The 20630-nt window shown below is 61.9% G+C and carries 21 protein-coding genes; 9 read left to right on the top strand and 12 right to left on the bottom strand.

Annotation, left to right across the window (positions count from 1 at the left end; translation table 11 throughout):
* Positions 1-354: 354 nt before the first annotated feature.
* Complete coding sequence (locus HMPREF3157_RS00855) at positions 355-1953, top strand: inorganic phosphate transporter (protein WP_070435245.1); 1599 nt, start codon at positions 355-357, stop codon at positions 1951-1953.
* Here HMPREF3157_RS00855 and HMPREF3157_RS00850 read toward each other — a convergent pair.
* Positions 1950-2495: a GNAT family N-acetyltransferase gene (locus HMPREF3157_RS00850; protein WP_070435244.1), complete on the bottom strand. Its 546-nt coding sequence runs from the start codon at positions 2493-2495 to the stop codon at positions 1950-1952. The two genes, HMPREF3157_RS00855 and HMPREF3157_RS00850, sit on opposite strands and share 4 nt — an antisense overlap.
* Positions 2496-2750: 255 nt before the next feature.
* On the opposite strand from HMPREF3157_RS00850, the gene HMPREF3157_RS00845 reads away from it, so the two are divergent.
* Together HMPREF3157_RS00845 and HMPREF3157_RS00840 are read left to right on the top strand one after the other, a co-directional pair.
* Positions 2751-3683, top strand: coding sequence for a DUF2382 domain-containing protein (locus HMPREF3157_RS00845; RefSeq protein WP_070435243.1), 933 nt, complete (start codon positions 2751-2753; stop codon positions 3681-3683).
* A 97-nt stretch (positions 3684-3780) separates the two neighbouring features.
* Positions 3781-4209 carry a GNAT family N-acetyltransferase gene (locus tag HMPREF3157_RS00840; protein WP_070435242.1) on the top strand — a complete coding sequence of 143 codons (429 nt, stop codon included), beginning with the start codon at positions 3781-3783 and terminating at the stop codon, positions 4207-4209.
* Here HMPREF3157_RS00840 and HMPREF3157_RS00835 read toward each other — a convergent pair.
* On the bottom strand, positions 4202-4630 hold the full coding sequence (locus tag HMPREF3157_RS00835; protein WP_070435365.1) for a tetratricopeptide repeat protein: 429 nt from the start codon (positions 4628-4630) through the stop codon (positions 4202-4204). The genes HMPREF3157_RS00840 and HMPREF3157_RS00835 overlap by 8 nt on opposite strands.
* A 342-nt stretch (positions 4631-4972) precedes the next feature.
* Between HMPREF3157_RS00835 and HMPREF3157_RS00830 the strand changes: the two genes are divergently transcribed.
* The 4 genes from HMPREF3157_RS00830 (at position 4973) to HMPREF3157_RS00815 (ending at position 7902) form a co-directional block, all read left to right on the top strand.
* Positions 4973-5506 (top strand): hypothetical protein, encoded by a 534-nt coding sequence (locus HMPREF3157_RS00830; protein ID WP_070435241.1) that lies wholly within the window; start codon positions 4973-4975, stop codon positions 5504-5506.
* Between the two features lie 381 nt (positions 5507-5887).
* Positions 5888-6598: an ASCH domain-containing protein gene (locus HMPREF3157_RS00825; protein ID WP_070435240.1), complete on the top strand. Its 711-nt coding sequence runs from the start codon at positions 5888-5890 to the stop codon at positions 6596-6598.
* A 61-nt stretch (positions 6599-6659) separates the two neighbouring features.
* Positions 6660-7448: a class I SAM-dependent methyltransferase gene (locus tag HMPREF3157_RS00820; RefSeq protein ID WP_070435239.1), complete on the top strand. Its 789-nt coding sequence runs from the start codon at positions 6660-6662 to the stop codon at positions 7446-7448.
* Positions 7449-7548: 100 nt separating this feature from the next.
* Positions 7549-7902, top strand: a complete 354-nt coding sequence (locus HMPREF3157_RS00815) for a VOC family protein (protein WP_070435238.1) — start codon at positions 7549-7551, stop codon at positions 7900-7902.
* Between the two features lie 132 nt (positions 7903-8034).
* On the opposite strand, the gene HMPREF3157_RS00810 is transcribed toward HMPREF3157_RS00815, so the two are convergent.
* The 6 genes from HMPREF3157_RS00810 to HMPREF3157_RS00785 all read right to left on the bottom strand — a co-directional run bounded on the left by HMPREF3157_RS00810 (position 8035) and on the right by HMPREF3157_RS00785 (position 14028).
* Positions 8035-8826, bottom strand: coding sequence for an ABC transporter ATP-binding protein (locus HMPREF3157_RS00810; protein WP_070435237.1), 792 nt, complete (start codon positions 8824-8826; stop codon positions 8035-8037).
* Positions 8823-9857 carry a FecCD family ABC transporter permease gene (locus HMPREF3157_RS00805; protein WP_070435236.1) on the bottom strand — a complete coding sequence of 345 codons (1035 nt, stop codon included), beginning with the start codon at positions 9855-9857 and terminating at the stop codon, positions 8823-8825. The genes HMPREF3157_RS00810 and HMPREF3157_RS00805 overlap by 4 nt, the downstream gene beginning before the upstream one ends.
* Positions 9854-10792, bottom strand: coding sequence for a FecCD family ABC transporter permease (locus tag HMPREF3157_RS00800; protein WP_371440674.1), 939 nt, complete (start codon positions 10790-10792; stop codon positions 9854-9856). The genes HMPREF3157_RS00805 and HMPREF3157_RS00800 overlap by 4 nt, the downstream gene beginning before the upstream one ends.
* Before the next feature lie 51 nt (positions 10793-10843).
* On the bottom strand, positions 10844-11896 hold the full coding sequence (locus HMPREF3157_RS00795; protein WP_083287993.1) for an iron-siderophore ABC transporter substrate-binding protein: 1053 nt from the start codon (positions 11894-11896) through the stop codon (positions 10844-10846).
* 53 nt (positions 11897-11949) lie between these two features.
* Complete coding sequence (locus HMPREF3157_RS00790; protein WP_070435234.1) at positions 11950-12837, bottom strand: siderophore-interacting protein; 888 nt, start codon at positions 12835-12837, stop codon at positions 11950-11952.
* Positions 12838-13245: 408 nt separating this feature from the next.
* Positions 13246-14028 carry a GAP family protein gene (locus tag HMPREF3157_RS00785; RefSeq protein WP_016664145.1) on the bottom strand — a complete coding sequence of 261 codons (783 nt, stop codon included), beginning with the start codon at positions 14026-14028 and terminating at the stop codon, positions 13246-13248.
* A gap of 196 nt (positions 14029-14224) precedes the next feature.
* On the opposite strand from HMPREF3157_RS00785, the gene HMPREF3157_RS00780 reads away from it, so the two are divergent.
* Together HMPREF3157_RS00780 and HMPREF3157_RS00775 are read left to right on the top strand one after the other, a co-directional pair.
* Positions 14225-14836 carry a TetR/AcrR family transcriptional regulator gene (locus HMPREF3157_RS00780; RefSeq protein WP_016664144.1) on the top strand — a complete coding sequence of 204 codons (612 nt, stop codon included), beginning with the start codon at positions 14225-14227 and terminating at the stop codon, positions 14834-14836.
* 87 nt (positions 14837-14923) lie between these two features.
* Positions 14924-17521 carry an excinuclease ABC subunit UvrA gene (locus tag HMPREF3157_RS00775; RefSeq protein WP_070435233.1) on the top strand — a complete coding sequence of 866 codons (2598 nt, stop codon included), beginning with the start codon at positions 14924-14926 and terminating at the stop codon, positions 17519-17521.
* A gap of 293 nt (positions 17522-17814) precedes the next feature.
* On the opposite strand, the gene HMPREF3157_RS00770 is transcribed toward HMPREF3157_RS00775, so the two are convergent.
* The 4 genes from HMPREF3157_RS00770 to HMPREF3157_RS10670 form a co-directional block, all read right to left on the bottom strand.
* Positions 17815-18807, bottom strand: a complete 993-nt coding sequence (locus HMPREF3157_RS00770) for a serine hydrolase domain-containing protein (RefSeq protein ID WP_141740568.1) — start codon at positions 18805-18807, stop codon at positions 17815-17817.
* Positions 18808-18881: 74 nt separating this feature from the next.
* Entirely contained in the window at positions 18882-19184 is a 303-nt protein-coding gene (locus HMPREF3157_RS00765) for a HigA family addiction module antitoxin (protein ID WP_016664140.1), read from the bottom strand.
* Positions 19171-19452: a type II toxin-antitoxin system RelE/ParE family toxin gene (locus tag HMPREF3157_RS00760; protein ID WP_070435232.1), complete on the bottom strand. Its 282-nt coding sequence runs from the start codon at positions 19450-19452 to the stop codon at positions 19171-19173. Before HMPREF3157_RS00760 ends, HMPREF3157_RS00765 begins: the two co-directional genes overlap by 14 nt.
* 120 nt (positions 19453-19572) lie before the next feature.
* Positions 19573-20547 carry a GNAT family N-acetyltransferase gene (locus tag HMPREF3157_RS10670; protein WP_083287992.1) on the bottom strand — a complete coding sequence of 325 codons (975 nt, stop codon included), beginning with the start codon at positions 20545-20547 and terminating at the stop codon, positions 19573-19575.
* Positions 20548-20630: the final 83 nt, after the last annotated feature.

Below are 20630 nucleotides of genomic sequence, written 5' to 3'. Positions count from 1 at the left end.
TCGTATGTGAACGGCCCCGCACCAGAAACAGCCGGGCGTGCGCCCGTCTAACCCTAGCGCTCCCAGTACATGAAGGTTTCTTCATTTTCGCCTCATGGCAGTTTCATGCAGCACAGGCACCGTGATGGCTAACAGCACAACCGAGAAGGAGAAAAACCGTGCCCCCTCGCCGCCATCGCCCCTTCCTCGGCTTTCGCCCGCGCAGAATCCAGCCGTCTACCCCACGTACTTTGTGAAATTCATGGCCAACAGACTGGGAATATCCACCCAAAGGCAAAGTGCGCGTAACCTTTCAGTTGCTCTGCCGATGCATCATGATGCGGTCCACTCCCCGCCCTCGAAGGATTGTTCCTCATGTCTCACGACGTCCTCGAACCAAAGCGCCAGTTCCTTGGCCCCGATCGCAATTGGCACCTCGCCTTCGGTGTCCTCACACTCGGCACGCTCATTTTGTGCATTTACTGGGCGCTTGGCTACACCGACACTGGATCGTGGGGCATCCTCATCACGACCATCGTCGTGGGCCTGTTCATGGCGTTCAACATCGGCGGTAACGACGTCGCCAACTCGTTCGGCACGTCCGTGGGCGCGGGAACGCTCAGCATGAAGCAGGCGCTCATGGTTGCCGCGATCTTCGAAGTGAGCGGCGCCGTGATCGCTGGTGGCGATGTCACCGAGACTGTGCGAAGCGGAATCGTCGATCTCGATGCCTTCTCCGTTCAACCACTCGACTTCGCCTTCATCATGATGTCGGCACTCCTTGGCGCAGCCCTGTGGCTGCTTGTAGCGACAAAGATGGGTTGGCCCGTCTCGACGACCCATTCAATCGTTGGTGGCATCGTTGGCGCGGCCGTGACGCTCGGACTCGTCACGGGCACCGGTGGTTTCGAGATGGTGCAGTGGGGCGAGATTGGCAAGATCGCGCTGTCCTGGGTCGCGTCGCCTCTCCTCGGCGGGATCGTCGCCTACATTCTCTTCGGGGCCATCAAACGCTACATCCTCGTGTACAACGAAGAAGCCGATGAAAAGCTCCGCCAGCTCAAGATCGACCGCGCCGCGCACCGTGAAAAGCACAAGAAGGCATTCGAACGCCTCACGGAGATCCAGCAGATCGCCTACACGAATGCCATGGCGCGCGATGCTTCAACGATTCAGTCGGATCCCGATTACGACGTTGAGGATCTCGACTCGGATTACTATCGCGAGCTCCACGACATCGAAGAACGCGCCGAGCACATCAATGCCCACCGCGCACTCGATACCTGGGTTCCTCTCCTTGCGGCCGCCGGCTCGATCGTGATCTCCTCAATGCTCCTCTTCAAGGGCCTCAAGAACCTCCACCTCGACATCAACGGTGCGGGCAACATCCTCATCATGGCGATGGTGGGTGCTGCCGTGTGGATGGCCGTGTTTATTTTCGCGAAGACGCTCAAAAACGAGGACCTCTCCCGTTCGACCTTCCTCCTGTTCTCATGGATGCAGGTGTTTACCGCTTCGGCGTTTGCTTTCAGCCATGGTTCCAACGACATCGCGAATGCGGTCGGCCCGTTCGCCGCAGTCCTCGATGTTCTCAAGACCGGGTCGATCTCCGCTAATGCAACAGTGCCCGCTGCTCTCATGCTGAGCGCCGGCGTGGCCTTGGTTTGCGGTCTTTGGTTCATCGGCCGCAACGTCATCAAGACCGTAGGTACGGGCCTCACGAAGATGCACCCGGCCTCCGGCTTTGCCGCGGAACTGTCCGCTGCGGGCGTCGTGATGGGAGCCTCGATGATCGGTATTCCGGTCTCCTCGACTCACATCCTGATCGGCGCGATTCTCGGTATCGGGCTCATGAACAAGGCGGCGAATTGGAATCTCATGAAGCCGATCGCCCTCGCGTGGGTCATCACGCTTCCCGCCGCGGCTGCGATCGGGGCCCTCGGCATCGTGATCCTGCGCGCCGTATTCGGCTAAACGTCCGTTTGAAATACGGGCTTTTGAAAAACCGGGTCGTGGTGCACAACCTCACCCACCACGAAATCGATATCGCCTACGCGCTCCCACCCGTGCTTAGTGTAAAAGCGCTGCGCCCGGTTGTTGTCGGCATTCGCGTTGAGCCATAAACCCTCCACACCGCGTTCACAAGCGCGTTCTTCGGCCGCTTCGAGGAGTGCCGTCGCGACTCCTTTGCCGTGCACCTCGGGAACGGTGTAGCACTTGGAGAGGAGCCCCGCGCGCTGGAGCGTCACGCCTAGATTCGGTGCGGGGGCGCCATCTGGACCAAACAACAAAAGTGCGTAGCCAACAAGCTCAGTTCCGACGGTTGCCACGAGCACATCGTGCTCCGGGTGATCGATGTGCTCAGCAAAATGTTCGGGAGTGAGGTGCTCGCGAATGTAGGCGTCGATGTGGGTCCGAGCGAGCGTCGGAGGAGACGCCAAGGGGAAGGTGCGGGCTGCAAGTTCGCTAACAGCGAACGCATCGTGAGGGTGTGCATCTCGAACGATGAAGTCCATTTCTCCATTGTTTCTCACTCGAGCCTGAAAACCACACGCATAGCTCTTTCAGGCTCACAGCGCTTTGTCCAGCACACAGCAAGGTTCCTCTCGCGCGCCGGTCAGACTACGTGGAAATAACCCTAAGGAACCCATGGAAAGTTGGATCTCGCTTGGGGCGCAAGGGCTCCGAGCGCTCCACAAGAGATGCTCACGAGCTTCCCAAAGTGTCTCGAAAGTCTGAACAGGACAAAGCACGAGGAAAGGACAAAAGCCATGAACCTCCGCGACCAGATTGACACTCTCCAGAAAGCCACCGTTATCGACCGCGACGGCAACAAGATCGGCTCGGTCGGCCAGGTCTACCTCCACAACAGCACCGGCGAGCCCTCGTGGGTCACCGTCAACACGGGCCTCTTCGGCTCGAACGAGACTTTCATTCCCCTCGACGAAGCTCAGCTCAGCGGCGACGAGATCACCGTCCCCTACGAGAAGGACTTCGTGAAGGACGCTCCGAACATCAGCGAGGACGGCGAGATCACCCCCGAGCAGGAAAACGAGCTCTACCGCTACTACGGTGTGAAGGATCCGGGCTACGGCACCGAAACCACCGCCAACACGGGCGAGGTCCGCGAGGATCGCGACCTCAACCAGCAGGGCCTCGCGAATAATGCCGAGGGCAACGAAAGCGCAGAAGGCGTCGGCACCGCCGGCGTTGCCGGCACCGCGGGCGTTGTTGGCGCTGCTGGCGAGCGCGATGCCGCTAGCGACGTAAACCGTGAGGACTACGCCGCTGATGCGGATCGCCGCGAGGCTGCCGACGTCAACGGCGAGCAGAAGATCACCCTCCACGAGGAGCAGGTCAACGTTGGCACCGAGAAGGTCGAGACCGGCCGCGTGCGCCTTCGCAAGCACGTCGTGACCGACACCAAGACCGTTGAGGTTCCCGTTGAGCGCGAAGAGTTCGTTGTCGAGCGCACCCCCGCGACCGGTACCGCAACCGACGCTCCCCTCGGCGAGGACGAGGTCGAGGTGTCGATCTCCGAAGAGCGCCCCGTCGTGAACAAGGAGACCGTTGCGACCGAGGACGTCCGCGTGGGCACCCGCACCGTTCAGGACACCGAGAAGGTTGCGACCGACGTTTCGCGCGAAGAGGTTGCCGTCGACGGCGTTGACGCCGAGGGCAACCGCAAGGGCGACACCGTCTGAGAAGCTTTGAGGCACTAAAGCTCGAAGAAGCCCCCGCCTGCTCGCGTATCTACGAGAAGGCGGGGGCTTCACCATTTCCGACGGTAGGCTAGCGCCCATGGATTTCGTGACCTACGCGATCGATGACGCGCCCACGCGAGAAGAGCTTGTTTCGCTTTACGATTCCGTTGGTTGGTCGGTCTACACTCGCACCCCCGACCGGCTCGAAGCGGCGATCGGCGCCTCACTTCGCGTCGTCACCGCGAGAGTTGATGATGAGCTCGTGGGGCTCGCTCGCATCGTTGGCGATGGGCTCACGATCGTCTATCTCCAAGACATTCTCGTGAGGCCAAATCACCACCGCCACGGGATTGGCCGCGAGCTCTTTTCGAGAGCGTTCGAGCCCTACAGCGACGTACGACAAAAAGTGCTCATGACCGACTGCGGGCAAGCCACACGCTCGTTTTACGAAGCCATGGGCTTCACTGAGACCCGCGACCTCGGCGACCTCAGCGAACAGGTGCGTGTTTTCGTGAGCTTCAGCTGAGCGGTCGCTCGATATGCGTGGCTTTGCTCGCTAAGAAATCGATGTACTTCGGGTCTTCGTCGGAAAAAATCTCCGGTCCCGCGCCCATGTAGGCGCGCATGAGCTCATCCGCCGCGCGCGGTTCGTTACCGAGCTCGAATTGCGCCTGGCCGAGCCGCAAGTGAATGAACGGATTGCCGAGAGCATCAGGGCAGTGCATGCATGTCGTGAGCGCCGCGTGTGCCGTCTCGAAATCCCCGCGAAGCACGTGCGCATCTCCGATACTCGCAAGAAGCCACGTTGCTTGCGGCCACTGCGTTTTCGGCTCAGGGAGCAGTAGCCACGCGCGATCGAAGAATTCCACCGCGCCGAGGTAGTCCTCAGCATCCATGCGGTCGTTGCCCTGTTCGGCGAGTGCGTCGATCTCTTCTTCCCAACTCATGATTTCCCCTTCCGTGTGGAGTTGCGCGGCCAGCGTTGCAAGAAAGGCTGGGCGTAGTTCGGGGTTGTGGAAGCTCCGGCCGAGATCTCGTGGGGCGAGGAAAAGTCGGGGCGTGTCGCCCACGTTTGGCGCCTCAGCGAGCCATCGGCCGTCATGCCTTCGTGGCGGAGCCGGCCGCGCGTCTTCGCGAAGACGCTCTCACTACCAAAGCCTTCTTCACTAGTCGACGCCACAAGATACGCCCCGCTACGCAATGCTCATTCACAAGGGGCCGTTTTAGTATCAAGGCACGGCGTATTCATAAGGCCGATCGGGTGCTGACACAACCAAGAAGGGCATGCCATGACCACGATCAAATACTTCGACAACGACGGGTTTCTGGCACTGTGTGAGCCCGCAACCTACGAGGGATTCATCGGCGCGGACTGGACTCTCGAGCAGATCATCACGCTTTTCAATGAGCGCATGCGCGAGGGGAAACTCGTTGTGGCGTATGTGGGCCAGGATGATGCTTTCGGCCGCTTCAAGCTGCGGGAGACCGCCAGCAAGCGGCCCGCAGTGTGGGAACACACCATGCCACTGAAGGTGGAGCAGGGACCGGTGTCATTCGTGACCTATGGCGGCCTCACGATGGTGGCACAGTTCAGTGACGAACGACTCGACACGCAGACTCGCGACCTCGAGCCGTTGACCGAGCTGGCGCCAGGTAACTACACCGTCACGATTCGACGGCTGTCTAGGCGGAGGTCGAACATTTGGAGCAAATTCGGCCTTCTTGCCTACCCGCTACATGAACTCGTGGTCACTCCGGGGCGTATGGCGGAACCCCCGGCCTACTTCCCCGGCGCCAAGCAGCTGGTGCCGGGCCTCGAATGAAGGTAGATACCGCCACCTAACTGCCCGGTATCGATCACGAACGAGCCACACCTCAACGCGCACCTTCGAAGCGCGTGCGCCTCGCTGATCCTCGCGAGCAGCCACCGCGCTTACGACCACTGTACTTTTGGTTCCGGAAACAGGTCCCCTCGCGATCGAAGAATTCCACCGCTTCGAGGTAGTCCTCTTCGTCCATGCGGTCGTTGCCCTGTTCGGCGAGTACGTCGATTTATTCTTCCCAACCCATTGTGTTCCCCTTCCGTGCGGAGTTGCGGGGACAGCGTTGCAGGAAAGGCTGGGCGTAGTTCGGAGTTGGGGAAGCTCCGGCCGAGACCTTCTAGATGAGGAAATGCTCCGCCACGGCGTTGATACAGTGAGGGCATGATTACGTCCTCGCTCAGAAAGCTCGTCAGCGCTGCAACCGACCATGCCAAGCGGTGCAATGACAACGGCGATCACACCGTGGCTGCCGCTCTCCTCACCAAGTCTGGCGGCACGGTCCTTGGGCTCAATGCGTTCCACTTTCTTGGCGGTCCGTGCGGCGAAATCTCGGCACTTGCGAACCACGCCGCAGAATGCGCCAACGATCCCGTAGTCGCCATCGTTGCCGTCTACGGTCCGACCGGGCAAGTGATCTCGCCGTGTGGCAAGTGCCGCCAGGTGCTTTTCGACCGTGATCCCGCGATCCAGTGCGTGGTTCGAGGGTCCAACGGACTTGAGGCCGCGAGTGTTGCCGAGCTGCTCCCCTACGCCTATGACTGGCGTGCCATGGAACGCCCGCAAAAGCTCTACATGTGGGAAGGCTACGAGCGCGCGATTAGGGAGGGAGATAAGCGGCAGACCATCCGAGTCGACGACCCGTTCCGGCCAGGCCCCGCGCAGCTCGTTTTCGAAAAAGAGAGCGGTGAGGTCACGACGATCGATGCCTCCGTGATCTCCGTGAAGCCCACTCGCCGCAACGACCTCACCGAGGAGCATGCAAAGCGTGACGGTTTTGCGTCCCTAACGGAGTTGCACGAAGCCCTCGATAGGCATTACCCGGGCCTCGCAATGGACGACAGTGTCGACATCGTGACTTTCGACTTAAACTGAACGGTTCTGCTCAGCCCTTCGCAAAAGATACTTGATAACGCTTCTCATGTAATGTGGGCGTATGAGCTCTCCCACCGATATTTGGTCCGCAAGCGACTACGCCCCGACCGCCGCACGCCTGCAACCCGTCTCCGCCCTCGTTGCCACCCAACTGGCTCAATTCGTGGAAAGCCCCGCGATCGTCGCTGACATCGGCTCTGGGCACGGGGAAGGTGTCGCGGCACTCCTTGCCCAGGGCTACACCGTGACCGCCATCGAGCCAACCGGCCGGATCCGTGAGAGCGGCCAGAAGCACGCACCTGAGGCGACGTGGATTGATACCTTTGGCGAAGCTACAGGCTTAGAGACGGCATCTGTCGATGCGGTCACAAGCACCTTTGGGACAATGTTTTGCGACCCCGCGAAAGGACCAGCGGAGTGGGCTCGCATCCTTCGCCCCGGCGGCACGCTCATGATGACCGCGTGGAATCACGAAGGCTTTCTCGCAACAATGACCGACGCAATGTCGGAAGCCGTGAGCCCCGGCTCCTCGACGCAAACCCCACCCCACATGGCCTGGGGCGTCGACGATGTGGCACACCAGCGTTTGTCGCCGTGGTTCGACCACATCAGCATCGACCACCTCGACCTGGATTGGTCATTCGAAAGCGTCGAAGAGGGTATGCAGCTTTACCGAGAAGGAAGCCCGACGCACGCTTGGATGGCCGACAATGCCGGTGCCCGCCGAGAGGCTCTTTGGACCGCGCTGCACGATCACCTCGAGGCCCACGCCGATGATTCTGGGCGGATCAACTCCACGACCGGTTACGCGCTTGTCACTGCCCAGCGTCGGCGTGGCACGGGCCGATAACGACTGAGGCGTTAAAGCAGAATCCCACGGCGCACCGTTGGACATTTACCTACCTGCGATTAACAGGTAGAAACAACGACACACACGTACGATGCGGACTATGCGTGAGGAAACTTTTGCTATCCGCCAGGTAACCTTCGACTGCGACGATCCCCCTAAACTCGCTGAATTCTGGTCGTCCGCCACAGGATGCACTATCGCCGCCGACTACGGAGACTTCGTTTTGCTCGACTCCACTCCGGCACTAGGCTTTCAGCGCGTTGAAGATCCCACTCCCGGTAAAAACCGCGTGCATCTCGACGGCGGCGGGGTTGAACGCGAAGCTTTAGTAGAGCGCCTCAAGAAGCTAGGCGCCACCGAACTCGGCAGTCATGAAGCACCGGGACTCGTGTGGACCGTTATGCAGGATCCAGAAGGCAACGAGTTCTGCGTGGGCGCCCCTACCCCTGGTTAGCCCCAGATCGGATCTGTTCAGCATCTCCTTGTTTCAGACCGCAGTCCACTGCGTGCATACCGAACCTGGGATCAGCATTTCACCGCCTTGAGCCGTCGGATTCGAACGGCCCCCGGGGCTGCGCCAGCTGGTTCACAGTCGATGTTTGCGAGCAAGCGGAAGAACCACCGGCCCGCGCGGATCCTCCAGGTCCACGCGGCATTTGATTCGGTAGGTCTCCTCCACATTCTCCTCGGTGATCACCTCGGCAGGGGATCCCGCGGCAACCAATCGCCCTTGGTTCAACATAAGCACGTGATCGGCATAGGCAGCTGCCTGGGGCAGATCGTGCAGAACGGCCATGACCGTACGACCTTCATCGACCAGGTCGGAGCAGAGGTCGAGAAGTAGGTACTGCGCCGAGAGGTCCAAAAATGTGGTCGGCTCATCCAGCAGGATGACTGGAGTGTCCTGGGCAAGAACCATCGCTAACCAGACGCGCTGCCGTTGGCCACCAGACAGCTCGTGCACGTATCGGTCGACGAGGTCGGCAACCCCGGCGCGTTCAACCGCCCGGTGGATGGCCTCACTGTCACCGGGGGCACTGCTACTGAGGAACGAGTGGTAGGGGTGGCGGCCACGCGCCACGAGTTCGCCCACGCGCAGACCTCGTGGGGCCACCGTGGTCTGCGGCAGAAGGCTGCAGGTACGAGCCAGCTGTCGACGTCCCATGCGGGCAACATCGTGGCCGAGCATCGTCACGCTACCCTCGTCGGCCGGCCGCACCTGGGCCACGGCGCGCAACAAGGTCGACTTGCCACACCCGTTAGGGCCGATGACAACGCTGAAGCTTCCCTTCGGCACCATGGCACTAAGGCGGTCAACAGCGGTCAGGCCACCGAAGCGAATGGTGAGCTCATTCATGTCGATCGCCGAACTGGTCATAGTGAGCCCTCCCGGATTTGTGAGATGAGAACCGCGCCAAGGAAAAGACCGCCGATCAGGGCTGTGAGTACACCCACGGGAAGCCCGGCCAGGAACGCCACGTGTCGAACAGCGAGATCGGCCAGGCACACCGTCGTCGCACCGACTAACGCCGCGGATCCCATCGCCGGCCGCCCGGTCAATCCACGAGCCAAATGAGGGGCAGTGAGCGCCACAAAGGCGAGCGGGCCGGCCGCTGCCACCGCGCCCACGGTCAGCAGGATTCCCACCAACAGCGCGAACGAACGCGTCTTGGCCGGGCGCGATCCGAGACCGTGAGCCACATCGTCGCCAAGGCTGATGAGATCGAGGTCAACACGCAGCGCCAAAGCCACCGGACCCAGCGGGAGGAGCACTGACCAGACGACCAGAGCATCACCCCAGGTTCGCGCGGTCAGCGACCCGGTGAGTGCGGCCGCGAGAGCCATGGCCTCCGACTGGCGTGAGAAAACCAAGACAAACTGCGTCAACGCGGTGGAGGCCGCTGCAACACCGATCCCTGCGACGATCACCGCGCCGGGATTACGGAAGCCTGTTGTCGTGGCCCACGGGATGATGAGGCCGGCCGCAATGGCACCGCCCAGCGCGCCGAGACTGGTCGGAACATTGAGCGCACTCGCCACCGCCATTCCAGCTCCAGCTGCGGTGGTAATCCCAATGACATCGGGGGTGACAAGTGGATTCGCAGTAGCGCGCTGGAATAATGCTCCTGCCAGTCCCAGCGCCGCACCCGCCCCGACCGCCACGGCAAGGCGCGGCCCGCGCAGTGTCGTCAGAGCGAGGCTCCCGCGTCCAGTGAGCAGATCGAGCAAAGCTTGCGGTTGACGTGTAATGGGAGTGCCGAGCCTGCCAACGGCCAGCGTCCACGCGCAGGATGCCACTAGAGCCACCACCAGAATCACCACCGCGAGGACATGCCGGGTACGGCTGCGCTGGGCGAGACGGGCGGCGCGGTCCTGATTCGCGGCGAGGGAGGTAGGGGCCGCGTTCACAGCACGCCTCGTGAGCGGCGGACTACTGCGAGCAGCAAAGGCGCACCCAAGAGTGCGGTCACGACTCCAACAGGTACCTCAGCAGGACGCAGGACCAGGCGTCCAATCACATCAGCCAGCAGCATGAGCACCGGCCCAATCAGACAACACAAACCGATGAGCGCACGCGCCGAGCCGCGGGCTAATCGTCGTGCCAAGTGCGGCGCAGCGAGACCGACGAAGACGATAGGGCCAGTAATCGCTGTCGCGGCCGCGGTCATCAGAGCCACCGCGGTAAGAGTGAGAGCGCGCACACGTGCGGGATGGTGTCCCAGGCCCGCGGCAACTTCGTCGCCAAGAGCCACGGCATCCAGCCCACGTCCCACGGCGAAGAGCCCCGCGCCCGCGACTGCGATCACCACCACGGGCCACCAATCGAGGAAGTCGCCTACCGCCAGCGATCCCGCTGACCAATAGCGCAACGCGTCAAAGGCTGCCTTGTGGCGTAGGCTCACGGCCTGCGAGTAGGCAACGGCGACGGCTGTCGTCACGGCCCCGGAGAGTACCAACCTGGTGGCATCGGTGCCACGCCCGAAACTGCCAAGTACCATCACTGCAACCGTGGCCACCGCCGCTCCGGCGAAGGCTCCCCCGACGAGCTGAAGGCCAGCGAGCCCGGGGATCGACGTGACGGTAACGATTCCAGCTGCTGCACCACTTGTCAGCCCCAGAACCCCCGGATCCCCGAGGGGATTACGAGTGACTGTCTGGATCGCGGCGCCAGAACTGGCGAGGGCAGCGCCCGCAACCAGCCCGCACAAGGTGCGTGGGACACGTGCTGCCAGCACCTCCCGCACGTGGAGATCGCCGCCACTGTGGATGGCTTCCACCAGATCGGAAAGCCCGATAGCTTTACTGCCCAGAGCAAGACTGAGCACACAGGTGATACCGAGCACCACCGCCACGAGAGCGGTGGCGACCAGAGTACGTCGACGAGCCAGCAAGAGTTAGTCCGTCACCTTCGCGACGGCCTGGTCGATGAGATCAGTGAGACGCGGAAGGCTCCACGGCACGGTGAGCGGGTTGATCATGCTGATCGCTGTGACGAGCTGCGGGTCAGTCGGGGCCACCACGCTGTCACGCTTGATGGCAGGGATCGACGAGTAAAGCTTCTGCGAAGTGACCTGTTTCTTGGTCGCGGCATCCAGATGAAAGGTGAAGATGAGGTCAGAATCCTTGAGCTTATCGGCATTCTCGAGGCTGATGAGCGCCCAATCGGACCCATCGTTGGCCGTGATGGTATCGACAATTGGGTCGACCGTCAGGCCGAGCATGCTGATCAAGGCCACGCGTTGTTCCGTGGGACGAAAAATGCCAAGCGTTCCCTGGCCTTCAGTGTAGATGTAACTGAAGGTCGTGCCCTCCCAATGTGGGTGCTGAGCAACAGTGTCGGCGAGGGTTTTCTTGAGGTCGCTAATGACTTTGTCGCCGTCGCTGGGGCGCCCCAGCGCCTTGGCCACCATGCGGATCTCGCCGTCCCAAGTAGTGGTCCAGGCGGATTTCTCGTAGGCGACAGTCTGGCAGAACGCGGTCAGTTGGTCATACTGTTTCTGGGTGAGCCCTGACCATGGAGCGAGGATCAGGTCGGGCTCGAGCTCCGCAATGGCCTCGACGTCGAGTTGCTCACCGCCGGCGAATAGAGCTGGAAGGGGCCGTCCCGCCTTCTCGAAGGCTTCTCGGTTCCAGGGTAGATGTCCATCCTTGTCAGCTCCCCAGGCATAGGTTTCAACGCCAACCGGGTAGACCCCCATACTGATGAGGGCCTCAGTGGCGCCCTGCCCGATGGTGACAATTCGCTGAGGCGCCTGCTTGATGGTCGTGGATCCCAAGGCATGGCGAATCACAACGGGGAAACTGCCTGCCGACGCAGTTTCGGTGGTTGTTGACCCGGTACTCGAGCGGTCACTGCCGCAACCGGTGACGGCAAGCAGCGAGAAGGCTCCGGCCAGGGTGAGCAGCCCGCGACGAGGCATGCTGAGACGCAGATCTGAGGGGTACATTTCTGATGCTCCTTTAGTGGTTATGCGGGACCGACGCGGTCGCGCCGGGATGGCTAGGATTCGGCGTGCCCTTGACGCCAGTAGCTCATGAAGGCCACCCGATCGCGGGGGCAGCCGCGTTCGCGTACGAGGAAGCGGCGCATACGTTGCACAGCTCCTTTTTCGCCTGCCAACCAGGCAAAATGCTCGCCGTCGGCATCTCCTGCGGGTTCGTCCCACAGGATTCCAGCGTCATCGTCAAGGTCATCGACCGCTTCGCTTTCGGCCGGTTCGGGCGGCCACGTCAGCGTGTGAAGTTCGCGTTCGAGCAGGCTTCCGGGAGCCTCACCTTCGCGGCACAACACTTTAACGTCAACCCCGGGCGGGGCCGTGAGAGGCCAGGAGTCCTCGGGGGCCGGCATCTCGACCAGAATGGTGCCGACGGCATCTGGGGCCAGTGAGGCGGCGATGTTGGCTATAGCCGGTGCCGCGGTTTCGTCGCCAGCCACCAGGATCTGCTTGGCACTACCCGGATGCCAGGCCAGGCCAATGGTGTCAATGTCCTTGAAATCGGCGCGGGGGACAGCTACGACGAGCCGATCGCCAGCAGCCACGGTTTCGATCCACCGGCCCGCGGGGCCGCTGGTGCCGTGGCGAACCACATCGACGTCGAGCTCGGCCATGTCTGGACGCATTGCCCGGGCCGTGTATGTCCTCACGGACGGCTGATCACTTGGCGGTAAAGACACGAGGGCGTCATACCAACCTGGGATACGCGGGATGTCCTCCAGTGCGTCACCGTGGTATCGGGGCAGCACGAGCTTGATCCGACGGTCAAGGCAAAGCGGAGCAGCCTTCTTAAGTCCTTCTCCGCTTAGAGTGACTCGACGCATCGAGGGGCACAGGTCGCGCACTGCGTCGACGCGGACCTCAACCGCGGTATACGAGAGCTTTGATCTCATGCCGCACAACGTACCATAATTAGGAAAGGCTCGCCTTACTTAATTCGTTCACGCCGGCACTTCCGTGGCGATCATCATTGCGTCAGGCGTCGGAAACCGGACTCGATACCCCCCGGCGGCTTGATCCAGACGGCTCGCCTCAATCGCGCGAGGTGCATGGGAGACGTTAAGCCAAAATCGCAGCGCGACATGTTTGGGAGTTACTGAATTACGCACCGTTCACCTGGGGCGGTTAGCTGACTCACCGGCAACAAGATCCGCGAACTCAACAGCTACCTGACACCCCCTACCGCGTAGCGCTGTACGCAGTCATCTACGGCACGCTCTCACGTCTCACGGGCTCCCATACCCCGTTCCCTAGAAGGAGACACCGACGAAGGCGGACCGTGTTGCACTACTACCTGTTGCTCAGCCCATCAGCCCGAGCCGCACCGCACTCCTGTACGCCATATACAAACCAACGATTGCCGCGATCCACAGCAGTGTCACCTTGGCTTCGTACTCCAGCCGGCCAATGGCACGCTCCAGCCGCGGAAAAATAGCGGGCCCCGCGACGCCCGCGATGACGCTCATCAGAATCGCTGGCAAGATCATGACGGCGCAGTAACCCACAATCAGCGCAATCTTGCTGGACATCCCCACTGACATGGACTGGATAATCCCCATCGCACCCAAATAGGGCAACATCGTGGCTGCCTCTACAACGGCGGCTCCCAACGCCAACGCCACCATACCGCTCACACTCAGCGAAACACCCCGGGCGAGGCGAAATGCCCGACCCTCCCGGACATCGGCGTCAGGAAGCGCAGCGGCAGAGGTAATAGTTGCGGCAGCGGCGTCGACACTCGCCACAGACGGCTGCTCCACCGAATCAGACCCCTTGGCTGCTTGCTTTTTAGGGTTTGGGGCGGCCACCCCAAAAAGGAAAAGCCCCACACCTAGAACAAGAGTCACCCATCGGAACCAATCGGCCTCGGCGACTCCAGAAAAACGCTGCACTACCGCTTCAAAACCGAACAGCAAAGCAATGCCGAGACCACAGTAGGCCCCACCAATCGTCGTGAGATATGCACCCAACAGGCCGAAACAGACTCGACGCCACACAAAAATGAGAGCAATAGGAATGACAAGAGTTCCTACGCTCAAGCTATCGACGAGCGCGAGACCAGCGAGGGCTAGAAAGTCTGACATGACGTTCTCCAATGGTCAGGTACGGAAATCGCGGCCATGGGAATGCTCTCCTCAGCTTGCGGAACGATGAAGGAGATTCCACATCCATACATTTGTACGAACTTTTCGATTGATACGATCGTATGGAACGTTTCAGTGAGATGCAACCAGGCAACGAACGGCTGGCAGCACTTGGGTCACGCAAGATTGGAGACTCATGCCCGTTGACCCCAACATCCCCTTCACCGGCACAGCGGCACTGATCGCCGACGCTGCTATTCGAGTGATGGTCAACCAGGGCCTCGATGCCTTGAGTGTTCGCAATGTCGCGGCAGAGGCGGGGGTCGCACCCGGGACTGTCCAGTATCAGATGGGAACGCGGGACGACATCATCGCGAAAGCATTCATGCGGTCTATTCAGCGGCAGGAGTCGCGGGCGCTCCGAGAGACCGACGCGACAGACTTTCACGCGGTCATCCGCAGCCGCCTAGCCGAGCTCCTGCCGATTGGTCCTGTCCAGCGTGAAGACGCTGCAGTGTGGGTTATCGTGGGCGCCGCCGCTTCCACACGCGAATGGCTAGCCGACTTATACGACGCCGAAGTGGAACGCTTCCGAGCACGTGTAAGCAACGGGCTTGCGGCAGCTGAACGGCATGAGAGCTTGAGCAGCCGACTATCGCCTGAACAAGGAGCTCGCTTGGTCACGGCACTCGTCAACGGGCTCACGATCGACTACCTCAACGGCCCGAAAAACTCGACTCAGCAGTTGCTGGCAGACCTCGATGCGGGACTCGCGCTGATCGTGGAGCCTTCCCGGTCTCAGGTCTAGAACGACAGGAAGGCCACGCGCCGCCCGCGACTGCCATTGGCAAGGCGCCGCCGAGCAGGGCGCAGCTTGCTAGGTAGAGTAGCGACCATGACCCACTCCACGTCCGAGCCCCCGGCACCACGCACTACGGCACCTGCGGGTCACGATCCCATGATCCGGGTGCGCGATGCGCACCTTCACAACCTGAAACACATCGACGTCGACCTGCCCCGGGATACGCTCGTGGCGATCACCGGCGTATCGGGTTCGGGCAAGTCGAGCCTGGCCTTCGGCACCATCCATGGGGAGGCGCAGCGCCGCTACCTGGAGTCCGTCTCCCCCTTCGCGCGCCGCCTCATCGGTGGCGCGGTCAACCCGCGCGTCGGGTCAGTCACGGGCCTGCCGCCGACGGTGGCACTGCAGCAGTCCACCACCCTCGGTGGGGCACGCTCCTCCGTCGGCACGGTCTCGAATGTCTCGAATAGTGTTCGGCTGCTCTTTTCTCGCTCCGGCAGCTACCCGGACGGTATGCGCGAGCGGCTGGAATACGGCAGGCTCCATTCCGACGCCTTCTCCCCCAACACCACTGCCGGCATGTGCCCCGAGTGCCAGGGAACCGGAACCGTGCACCGGCCGACGGAAGACTCAATGGTGCCCGATCCCAGCCTGTCTATCTGGGACGGCGCGATCGCCGCGTGGCCGGGAGCGTGGCTCGGAAAGAACTTCCGGGACATCCTTGGCGCCCTCGGCTACCCGCTGGACATCCCTTGGCGGGAAATTCCGCAAGAGGACCGCGACTGGATCCTGTTCACGGACGAGCGACCTGTGGTGACGGTCCACCCGGAGCGGGATGAAAACGCCGTGCACTTGTCGTATAAAGGCAAATGGCGCTCGGTAGCCACCTACCTCACCGAAACTCTGGCGGAGACGGGATCGGATAAGACCCGCCGCCGGGTGCTCTCCTTCTTGCATTCATCGACATGCCCGACGTGCCAGGGCCGTGGTTTTCAACCGGATACCTTGCAAGTGAGCTACGCCGGTCACGCCATCGACGAATTCAACGACTTGGCGTTGAAGGACCTGCTGACTGTGTTGGAGGACCGCCTCGAGCGCTTGGCGGCGATCGAGAAGCAGCAGTGGAACGAACACGACGAGGCCGAAGAACTGCTGCTGGATCAGGTGCTGCCCACGGTGCGCGCGGCGATCGAGCTGGGGCTGGGGCACTTGAGCCTCTCTCGCCCGGCGCGGAGCTTGTCTGCGGGTGAGCACCAGCGCTTGCGACTGGCCTCCCAGTTGAACTCGAATCTGTTCGGCACAACCTATGTGCTGGATGAGCCCTCGGCCGGCCTGCACGTCGTGGAGCGAAAGGCGGTCTCCGAGCTGCTCAAGCGCTTCGTCGACGCGGGGAATTCGGTGCTTCTGGTGGAGCACGATATGTCCCTCGTCGCGGGATGCGATTGGATCGTGGATATCGGCCCGCGCGCCGGTGAGCGCGGCGGGGAGCTGGTGTTCTCCGGCCCCACTGACCAGTTCCGCGCCAACGCCGAGCAGCTGGACTCGCCCACCGCTACCGCCTTAAACGCGGACTTCCCCGAGCTGACGGACACCCCGGCCGGAAGTAGTGAATCCATCGGCCTTCGCGGCGTGCACGCGCGCGCCTTCGATGGGGTCGACGTGGACTTCCCGCTAGGGGCGCTCACCGCGGTCACGGGAGTGTCCGGTTCCGGCAAATCCACCCTGGTCACCGGGGTACTGGCCGACGTGGCATCCCGCGCGGCTAAGCAGGTTGTCGGCGCCGATGAGGTCTCGGTCGAGGATCCGGATGCTGACTTCACGGCAGGCTCCGACCCGACCTGGGATTTCCGGGTGGAGAGCGCAATGGGGATCGATAGCATCCGTCGGTTGGTTCACATCACCCAGAAGCCGATTGGACGCACGGTGCGTTCCACCGTCGCGACCTACACGGGTCTTTTCGATTATGTCCGCAGGCTGTTTGCCGACACCCCGGAGGCGAAGCGGCGGGGCATGTCGGTGTCGGACTTTTCCTATAACACGAAAAAGGGTCGCTGCCCGGAGTGCGATGGGGCGGGCAGTATCGAGGTCGAGCTGGTGTTCCTACCCGGCACGTACACCACCTGCCCGGCCTGCCACGGCAAGCGCTATAAACCGGAGATTCTCGAGGTGCAGTGGAGCGGCCGCAGCATCGCGGATATCTTGGCGCTCACCGTGGACGAGGCGCTCGAGGTCTTCGCCGAGGAGCCGAGGATTCTGCGCTCAGTCGAATTCCTGCACGCACTCGGCCTGGGCTACTTGCGGCTAGGGCAGGGTTCCCCGGAACTCTCGGGCGGGGAGGCGCAGCGCATCAAGCTGGCCTCCGAAATGCAACGCGGCTCCAGCCGTAAGCACAGCCTGTACCTCCTGGACGAGCCTACGACGGGGCTGCACCCGGCGGACGTTGATCTATTGCTGAGCCAGCTGCGTCGCCTGGTCGATGACGGCGCGACGGTGGTCGTTGTCGAGCACGACCTCCGGGTGATCGCCCAGGCCGACCACATCATCGACGTCGGCCCGGGAGCCGGAGATGAGGGTGGCCAGATCCTCGCCACCGGAACACCGGCGGCGGTCGCTCAGCATGCTCTGCATCCGGATTCGCGCTCGGTGACGGCCCAGGTGTTGGCCGATCGAGCCGGCATAAGCCGTGCCTAAGAATCTCAACGCCAAAGGCCCAGTCGCCAGACTATTACGGCCCAGGCGATCTCCATCTTTCTCGGGGGCCAAAGTCGACTAACCCGCGTACCTGCCACGGCTAAGCAGTCGCGCTGCCGGTAATGGCTTCGCGGTCCTCACGCTGCCGCTCGATGACTAGACCATCCTTAGCAGCATCCAGTGAGACACGGAGAAAAATAACGCGACTCAACAGCGCTACACGTCAAAACTGAACACGGTCGAGTTCCGCTGGGGAGAAACATACGGCGAACGCTTCCTACCTCACTGGTGCTTCAAGGCAGCGAGCGGGCCAGTGCCATCCCAAGGTCATCAACCGAGTTCATCGTGTTGCTAAGTACGATCACGCCCTGCCCACGGCCGGGTTGAAGACTTATCCAGCTGCTGAAGCCACCGGTCATGCCGTTGTGCCACACCAGTGAGTTCTGGTCGATATGCCAGCCGTAGCCGATGCGCAGACCGTCTCTGGCAACGACTGCCTGATCCATCGCAGCCGTGCCCGGCGCGGTGGCGTCCAGCAGGGACTGAAGATATCGAGTCATGTCAGCAAGGGTCGATCGGACACTGCCACTGGGCGCTTCAGCACCCAACGTCCATGGCGCGGATCGCCGCCCCCACATGACCGAGTAACCGCGGGGCGCATCTACTCCAAGCGACGTCGGATCTGTTGGAACGAAGGTGTCGTCCATCCCCAATGGTGCGAACAGCCGTTCTTGAAGCAGTCGCGGAAAACTCGTTCCCGCTCGGCGAGCCAGCGCCTGCCCAAGCAAGGAGTAGCCGAGGTTTGAGTATGCGTATTCCCTTGGCCCCAGGCGAGACCGGCTCGCATCCGCAATCAGACGCTCGAGAGTCACTGACGAACTTGGGTCATGCACGAGCAACGGCCAAAGAGCAAGATCAGCGACGTTGCAGCATGTGCTCGCCATATTAGGCAGGCCGCTGGTGTGAGTAGCAAGCTCTTCAAGCTCGATGGCAGCCACCTCGCTGCTCGCCAGATCAAAGAAGGTTCCCAGAGGAGTCCGTCGGCTTATTTCACCGCGCTCCAGCATGTCAGCAAAGACCGCAGCCGTCATCGTCTTGGTGATCGAACCGATCTCGTACTGCGTATGACGACCCGCACCGAAATGAGCCTCACGGAGTACACCGTTGTCGATAACTGCGATACTGGCCCGGTCTCGAGGCCCGCGCGAACGTCGAAGAATCGTCTCGGCTTCACGAACGAGCCAAGGATCCCCCGACGACTCGCGGCACAGGCTCGGAGTTCTCATTCGGGCGAAGATTTCAACAGCCGCTACTCCTGCGACCACCAGACCGGACCCGACGGCCAGCCGTCTGCGAGAGCTCACGCGACCTGCAGGGGCGTGATCGCCGCGATCTGCTCCTCCGCGAGGTCCTCCGCACGGTCCAGCTCGTAGTGGCTCTGCAGGTTGATCCAGAACTCCGCCGACGTGCCGAAGTACTTCGCGAGCCGCAGCGCGGTGTCGGCAGTGATGCCCCGCTTGCCGTGCACGATCTCATTGATCCGCCGCGGCGGAACCCCGATCGAGACGGCGAGCTTGTTCTGCGTGATGCCGAAGCCCTCGATGAAGTCCTCCATGAGGACCTCACCCGGGTGGATCGGCTCGATCCTGTCAGTGGTAGTCAACGATCTGCAACTCCTCCGGTCCGGCGTCGCTCCACACGAAGCAGATACGCCACTGGTCGTTGATTCTGATGCTGTACTGCCCGGCCCGATCACCCTTGAGGGCCTCGAGCCGGTTGCCGGGCGGGACCCGGAGGTCCTCGAGAGACTCCGCGGACCCCACCTGACGCAGCTTGCGCAGTGCGACGCGATGGATCCTCGGATCGATGGACCGCACGCGCTCACGACGCCACAGCCGTTCGGTCGCCTTGTCGCCGAACGATCTGATCATGAAGCCAGTCTATAACGGAGGCCGTCATTAACGCTAGACGTTAAACCTGAACTCAATCGAGTTACGGCGCCGAAGAACATGACGGATCACCACAGCCCAGGTCGTGAAGCTCAGCGATCCTTACAAGGGCATGACCATGAACAAGCAGGGGTTGTCATCACCCCACAGATCAGTCTCCTCCAGCGGCAGGAAACCGCACTTCTCGTAGAAGTGGCGGGTGTGGGCGTATCCAGTGTCGGGATGCGATGGCCCCAAGGTCTTCACTTGGAGCAGTCGGACACCATCGACACGGGAGGCGGACGCCACGGCCCTGAGCATGGCCGATCCAACGCCCCGACCATGCCAGGCTCGGTCCACGACCATGAAGTGGATGTCGGCGGATACCGGGAAGTCGCGGTCGACCAAGGTCACGCCGATGACCCTTCCATGTTCGTCGCGCACAGACCACGTCTCCATGTGCCGGGCTGCGTCGATGTACTCCTGATTCGCTTCTTCCAGGCCGAACCACTCCGGGACTGTCGCCAGAAGCCGTGCGACGTCATCCGGGAGCTGCGTGTCTCTGCGGCACTCCCAGAGTGATGGATGAGGACGCAATGCGCACATCTTCACGCTGTCCCAGCGTCGGCCGTTCCACGACCGCGCCTCGGGAATCCGGCCACACTCGACGAAACCGCATCGTCTCGCTGAGGCGATCATCCTCTCGTTGCCTGACCATGTCTGAAGGGTGACGACGTGAGCGTCAGTCTCGTCGAAGATCAGGTCGAGCCACTGGGTGAGTGCCGCTCGGCCGATACCCCTCCCCCACCAACGTGGGTCGAAGACCACGATGCCAAGCTCCCACCAGCCGCCGCCTGCGGGCTCCTCCTCAAAGCGCGAAACAAAACCAACAGGTTCTCCATCGACCTCGATGATCCGGCGATCATGACTGCCTAATCCTGCACGCTGCCGCTGATCAAACTCCTCACGGCTGGGGTTCACAGGGGCCTCGAAGTAGGGCCCATCCCACAGCTTCCACTCGGCATCCGGCGTCGCGTGCCGCCAGGTCCACAAGAAGTCGAAATCATCGGCACTCACCGGCCGGAGAGTCACATTCACTCCACCAGCCTACAGTGGCCGAGACTGGAAACATCAGGCGTTTTCGTCTCTCACCCAGAGGGTGAAAGCACTACCGCTCGACG

Source organism: Dermabacter sp. HMSC06F07 (assembly GCF_001807345.1).
GTDB classification, from domain to species: domain Bacteria; phylum Actinomycetota; class Actinomycetes; order Actinomycetales; family Dermabacteraceae; genus Dermabacter; species Dermabacter hominis.
The sequence above is the reverse complement of the archived record's forward strand: the minus strand, read 5'-3'. Positions and strand labels throughout refer to the sequence as shown.

Coding starts and splice junctions, on each gene's coding strand:
- HMPREF3157_RS00790 (WP_070435234.1), bottom strand. CDS start 12,837: ATGAGATCAAAGCTCTCGTATACCGCGGTTGAGGTCCGCGTCGACGCA.
- HMPREF3157_RS00770 (WP_141740568.1), bottom strand. CDS start 18,807: ATGAGAACTCCGAGCCTGTGCCGCGAGTCGTCGGGGGATCCTTGGCTC.
- HMPREF3157_RS00850 (WP_070435244.1), bottom strand. CDS start 2,495: ATGGACTTCATCGTTCGAGATGCACACCCTCACGATGCGTTCGCTGTT.
- HMPREF3157_RS00810 (WP_070435237.1), bottom strand. CDS start 8,826: ATGACCAGTTCGGCGATCGACATGAATGAGCTCACCATTCGCTTCGGT.
- HMPREF3157_RS00840 (WP_070435242.1), top strand. CDS start 3,781: ATGGATTTCGTGACCTACGCGATCGATGACGCGCCCACGCGAGAAGAG.
- HMPREF3157_RS00760 (WP_070435232.1), bottom strand. CDS start 19,452: ATGATCAGATCGTTCGGCGACAAGGCGACCGAACGGCTGTGGCGTCGT.
- HMPREF3157_RS00855 (WP_070435245.1), top strand. CDS start 355: ATGTCTCACGACGTCCTCGAACCAAAGCGCCAGTTCCTTGGCCCCGAT.
- HMPREF3157_RS00825 (WP_070435240.1), top strand. CDS start 5,888: ATGATTACGTCCTCGCTCAGAAAGCTCGTCAGCGCTGCAACCGACCAT.
- HMPREF3157_RS00835 (WP_070435365.1), bottom strand. CDS start 4,630: ATGAGTTGGGAAGAAGAGATCGACGCACTCGCCGAACAGGGCAACGAC.
- HMPREF3157_RS00795 (WP_083287993.1), bottom strand. CDS start 11,896: ATGTACCCCTCAGATCTGCGTCTCAGCATGCCTCGTCGCGGGCTGCTC.
- HMPREF3157_RS00780 (WP_016664144.1), top strand. CDS start 14,225: ATGCCCGTTGACCCCAACATCCCCTTCACCGGCACAGCGGCACTGATC.
- HMPREF3157_RS00830 (WP_070435241.1), top strand. CDS start 4,973: ATGACCACGATCAAATACTTCGACAACGACGGGTTTCTGGCACTGTGT.
- HMPREF3157_RS00815 (WP_070435238.1), top strand. CDS start 7,549: ATGCGTGAGGAAACTTTTGCTATCCGCCAGGTAACCTTCGACTGCGAC.
- HMPREF3157_RS00845 (WP_070435243.1), top strand. CDS start 2,751: ATGAACCTCCGCGACCAGATTGACACTCTCCAGAAAGCCACCGTTATC.
- HMPREF3157_RS00775 (WP_070435233.1), top strand. CDS start 14,924: ATGACCCACTCCACGTCCGAGCCCCCGGCACCACGCACTACGGCACCT.
- HMPREF3157_RS00785 (WP_016664145.1), bottom strand. CDS start 14,028: ATGTCAGACTTTCTAGCCCTCGCTGGTCTCGCGCTCGTCGATAGCTTG.
- HMPREF3157_RS00820 (WP_070435239.1), top strand. CDS start 6,660: ATGAGCTCTCCCACCGATATTTGGTCCGCAAGCGACTACGCCCCGACC.